General features: G+C 44.4%; 4 protein-coding genes and 1 pseudogene. 2 read left to right on the top strand and 3 right to left on the bottom strand.

What is annotated here, in order from left to right; translation table 11 throughout:
* The coding region (tnpA, locus tag AC438_RS17465; RefSeq protein ID WP_420798153.1) for an IS66 family insertion sequence element accessory protein TnpA at window positions 1–143 on the bottom strand (143 nt) is incomplete at its 3' end.
* A gap of 81 nt (window positions 144–224) precedes the next feature.
* On the opposite strand from tnpA, the pseudogene AC438_RS17020 reads away from it, so the two are divergent.
* A pseudogene (locus tag AC438_RS17020) lies at window positions 225–527 on the top strand (integrase core domain-containing protein); the annotation flags it as partial.
* Window positions 528–856: 329 nt separating this feature from the next.
* Here AC438_RS17020 and tdh read toward each other — a convergent pair.
* Both tdh and AC438_RS16090 read right to left on the bottom strand, forming a co-directional pair.
* A complete protein-coding gene (gene tdh / locus AC438_RS16095) occupies window positions 857–1,882 on the bottom strand; it encodes an L-threonine 3-dehydrogenase (RefSeq protein ID WP_053982286.1) in 1,026 nt (341 codons plus the stop codon).
* Between the two features lie 7 nt (window positions 1,883–1,889).
* A complete protein-coding gene (locus AC438_RS16090; protein ID WP_053982285.1) occupies window positions 1,890–3,086 on the bottom strand; it encodes a glycine C-acetyltransferase in 1,197 nt (398 codons plus the stop codon).
* Window positions 3,087–3,695: 609 nt separating this feature from the next.
* Between AC438_RS16090 and AC438_RS16080 the strand changes: the two genes are divergently transcribed.
* Window positions 3,696–4,410, top strand: a 715-nt coding sequence (locus tag AC438_RS16080; protein WP_053982283.1) for a hypothetical protein, incomplete at its 3' end; no start/stop codon positions are given.

Below are 4,410 nucleotides of genomic sequence, written 5' to 3'. Positions count from 1 at the left end.
TCTGTTTTTAACAACCGCTGCTTTCGCAGACTGAAATACTTGCCGCTGATGCCTCGCTGTTTGCAAAATTCCGTGGCAGTTAGCCCGGATTGCGCTTGCTCTTTAATAAGCGCCTGCCACTCAGCTTCGGTTCTTCGTTTCATGAGATATGCCCTTTTCTGGAAAAGGCATCAGTTTACGACCGGGGTATCGAGTGTTTAAGGTGTGGTTGGCTGGACGCTTACTTTCATTCTGACCAAGGTTGCCATTATACAAGCCATCAGTTTCGCGATACGCTCAAAAATAACGGCGTATTACAAAGTATGAGCCGACGAGGAAACTGCTGGGATAACGCTCCGATGGAACGCTTTTTTCGAGCCTTTAAAACAGAACGCATGCCGCGCTTAGGCTACGAAAGTTTTGATGACGCCGTGTTGGATGTGAGCAGTTATATTGATGATTATTACAATAATGATCGACCACATACACACAACAATGGATTACCACCCATTACAGCAGAAAAAAGGCAGGCCATAATCAACCTGTAGCATATGTGGATATCCGCCTGTTAAGTTCTCCGGTTTTTATTGACCACTACACTAATATTACCGGAGAAAAGAAAGCGAAAAGCCTACCCGCGAACGGTGCTCGCAAAGACACAAAAATATCCAGTTAGGTATAAACGAAAAAACACCACTCGCCCTTAAACGAGTGGTGTTAAAGTTATTAGCTTGGGTTATTTCTGCTTTTTATTGCATACATACGTTGTTAGTGATTGTTTTAGCATGGCGATACGATAGTCGATAAAAGTTAGTGTCATTTCCTTTTTGGCATGCCTGTCTGGGTTATTTTTGTGTCTCAGTGATTTTTGCCTAGATTAATCCCAATTAAGGATAACTTTACCTGAACGCCCAGAGCCCATCATGTCAAAGCCTTGCTGGAATTGATCTATTGGGTATTGATGGGTAATGATAGGTGAAATATCTAACCCAGATTGAATTAAACTGGCCATTTTGTACCAAGTTTCAAACATTTCACGACCGTAAATACCTTTAATGACCAAGCCTTTAAAAATCACTTGATTCCAATCTACCGCCATATCTGAAGGCGGTATACCTAGCATGGCAATTTTACCACCGTTATTCATATTGTTGAGCATGTCGTTAAAGGCCATTGGCACTCCAGACATTTCTAACCCCACATCAAAACCTTCTGTCATACCCAGCTCCAGCATAACGTCTTTTAGCTTTTGCTGAGAGACATCAACCGCGCAGGTTGCACCCATTTTTTTAGCAAGCGCTAAACGGTAAGGGTTTACATCGGTAACCACAACATGCCGGGCACCAACATGCCTAGCAACAGCTACAGCCATAATACCAATTGGCCCCGCACCGGTAATAAGCACATCTTCGCCCACTAAATCAAACGATAATGCGGTATGCACTGCATTGCCAAACGGATCAAAAATAGCCGCTAAATCGTCAGGGATATTATCGGGAATTTTAAAGGCATTAAATGCAGGAATAACCAAATACTCCGCAAAACTGCCTTCGCGGTTAACCCCTACGCCCACAGTATTGCGACACAAATGCACCCTGCCAGCTCGGCAATTACGACAATAACCACACGTAATATGACCCTCACCCGACACCCGATCACCCACGCTAAAACCGCGAACCTCTTGTCCCATATCAACGACTTCACCGACATATTCATGGCCAACTACCATCGGTACAGGAATAGTAGCTTGCGCCCACTCATCCCAGTTATAAATATGCATGTCAGTGCCACAAATAGCCGTTTTACGGATTTTAATTAGCAAGTCGTTGTGGCCCATCTTTGGCTTATCGACCTGAGTCATCCAAATACCGACTTCCGATTTTGTTTTTGCTAACGCTTTCATTGTCATATTATTGAATAACCTTTAACTCTTTACCCACTTTAATAAAGGCCGCAATCGCTTTATCTAATTGCGCTTTAGTATGTGCTGCCGATATTTGAGTTCTGATGCGCGCCTGACCTTTTGGCACAACAGGAAAGCTAAAGCCAACAACATAAATACCCTCTTGCAGCATTTTTTCGGCCATATCCGAAGCTAGCTGTGCATCACCTAACATAACCGGAATAATCGCGTGATCTTTGCCTGCTAAGGTAAAGCCAGCCGCCTCCATATGCTCACGAAAATAAGCGGCGTTGGCCCACAGCTGATCGCGCCGCTCAGACCCTGTTTCTAACATCTCTAAAACTTTAATCGAGGCGGTAACAATAGAAGGCGCCACCGAGTTAGAAAACAAATAAGGGCGAGAGCGCTGGCGCAACCATTCAACAACTTCTTTTTTGCCTGTCGTATAACCGCCAGAAGCACCACCTAATGCCTTACCGAGCGTACCTGTAATAATATCAACTCTATCCATTACACCGCAGTACTCGGGTGTGCCACGACCGTTTTCACCCACAAAACCTACAGCATGGGAGTCATCGACCATCACTAATGCATCGTATTTATCAGCCAAATCACATACTGTTTTTAAATCACAAATAACGCCATCCATAGAGAATACGCCATCAGTTGCAATGAGCTTAAAGCGAGCGCCATCAGCTACAGCTTGCTGCAACTGCTTTTCTAAGTCGGCCATATCGTTATTGGCATAGCGATAGCGCTTCGTTTTTGATAAGCGTACACCATCGATAATAGAGGCATGATTTAGCGAGTCCGAGATGATCGCATCTTGCGCACCCAAAATAGTTTCAAATAGGCCACCATTAGCATCAAAGCATGAGCCGTATAAGATGGTGTCTTCGGTTTGTAAAAATTCACTTATTTTAGCTTCGAGTGTTTTATGTATATCTTGTGTACCACAAATAAAACGCACTGAGGCAACACCAAAACCATGTGCATCTAACCCCTCTTGCGCCGCCTTTACAAGCTCAGGATGATTAGCTAGCCCTAGATAATTGTTGGCACAAAAATTTAATACCTGTTGGCCGCTTACATCAATACTGGCTTGCTGTTGCGACGTAATAATACGTTCAGATTTATATAAACCACCGAGTTTGACTTGCTCAAGCTCTTGCTGTAGGTGTTTAAAAAAACCAGCTGCGCGCATACTATATCTCTCCAATGTCAGTCAATAATGATGGGAAGAGGCATAAGCACTCACTCCGCAATAGGATGAATTGTATAGGATTAGTGCAGTAAAAGGGCCTTTGTAATATAAATAAGGCTGTGTAAGCTAGCTTAAAATGCTGCCACGGATGAAAAAGACACTGACAACTGCAAACCGACTGCCTCACATCCAAACCCTGATGCAATACGACTTGATGTACTCAAGGACATGCTCTCAAAGACAGGCACACCAAAAACACCTTTCGAGCGTAAAGAAGACACAACCTCAAACAAACCGCCACTTGACTGATTACCCAGCCTTAGCTAACGTTAAATCATAAAACACTGGATAAGCAGACATGACACAACCGCGCAAGCAATTGGTTTCGATAGGCGATACCGCTTTTTACGACATCACAACGCGCTGCGTGAGGCGTAGTTTTTTGTGTGGCTATGATAAATTTAATGGCAAAAGCTATGAGCATCGGCGCAGCTGCACTACTCGCTTGCTCCTGCGCTCCTAGTATTAATACATCCATGTACGTTGATCCAGCAGCGCATACGGCTATTAAGCTCCATATTTGCCATCGATATCTGCGCCTATGCCGTTATGAGTAACCACCTGCACCTCGTCATCAAACTCAACCCAGCAGAAGCGGCTCAATGGTCTGCTAAAGAAATTTTAGAGCGCTGGTGCTGCTTGTTTAAAGGCTCGCCAATTGTGCAGCGGTATATAGCAGGTGAGGAGCTCTCTAAGGTTGAGCGAGAAGCCGTAAGTGATTGCATTGAGTGCTATCAAAAGCGGCTGCAAAACTTAAGCTGGTTTATGAAATGCCTTAACGAACCCATTGCGCGCCAGGCAAATAAAGAGGATAACTGCACAGGTCATTTTTGGGAAAGTCGTTTTAAGTCGCAAGCCCTACTTACCGAAACTGCTCTGTTAAGCGCAATGGCGTATGTCGATCTCAACCCAGTGCGTGCCTGCATGGCTGATACACCCGAAACCTCAGAATATACCAGCATCAAAGAACGCATTAACCCCACCTTTGATTTAGGCGAAGCGGTTAAGCAACAAACCGTACTGCAATCTATTCGACAATTTGACCTCCCCGTTAAGCCATTACTTCACTTTGAAGGCAGCCTTAAAAATACTGAGCAATCAGGGATTATTTTTGGCCTAGCCGATTATATTGAGTTAGTCGATTGGACGGGTCGCGCTATTCGTGATGACAAGCGAGGCGCTATAGCCACACACTTACCGCCCATATTGGACCACCTAAATATCGATATTGACGCTTGGCTATTACAAACACAGCACTTTGAGC

It is taken from the genome of Marinagarivorans algicola (genome assembly GCF_001292705.1).
Taxonomy (GTDB): Bacteria; Pseudomonadota; Gammaproteobacteria; order Pseudomonadales; family Cellvibrionaceae; genus Marinagarivorans; species Marinagarivorans algicola.
Note: the sequence above shows the minus strand (reverse complement) of the source record. Positions and strands in the feature narration are given on the sequence as shown.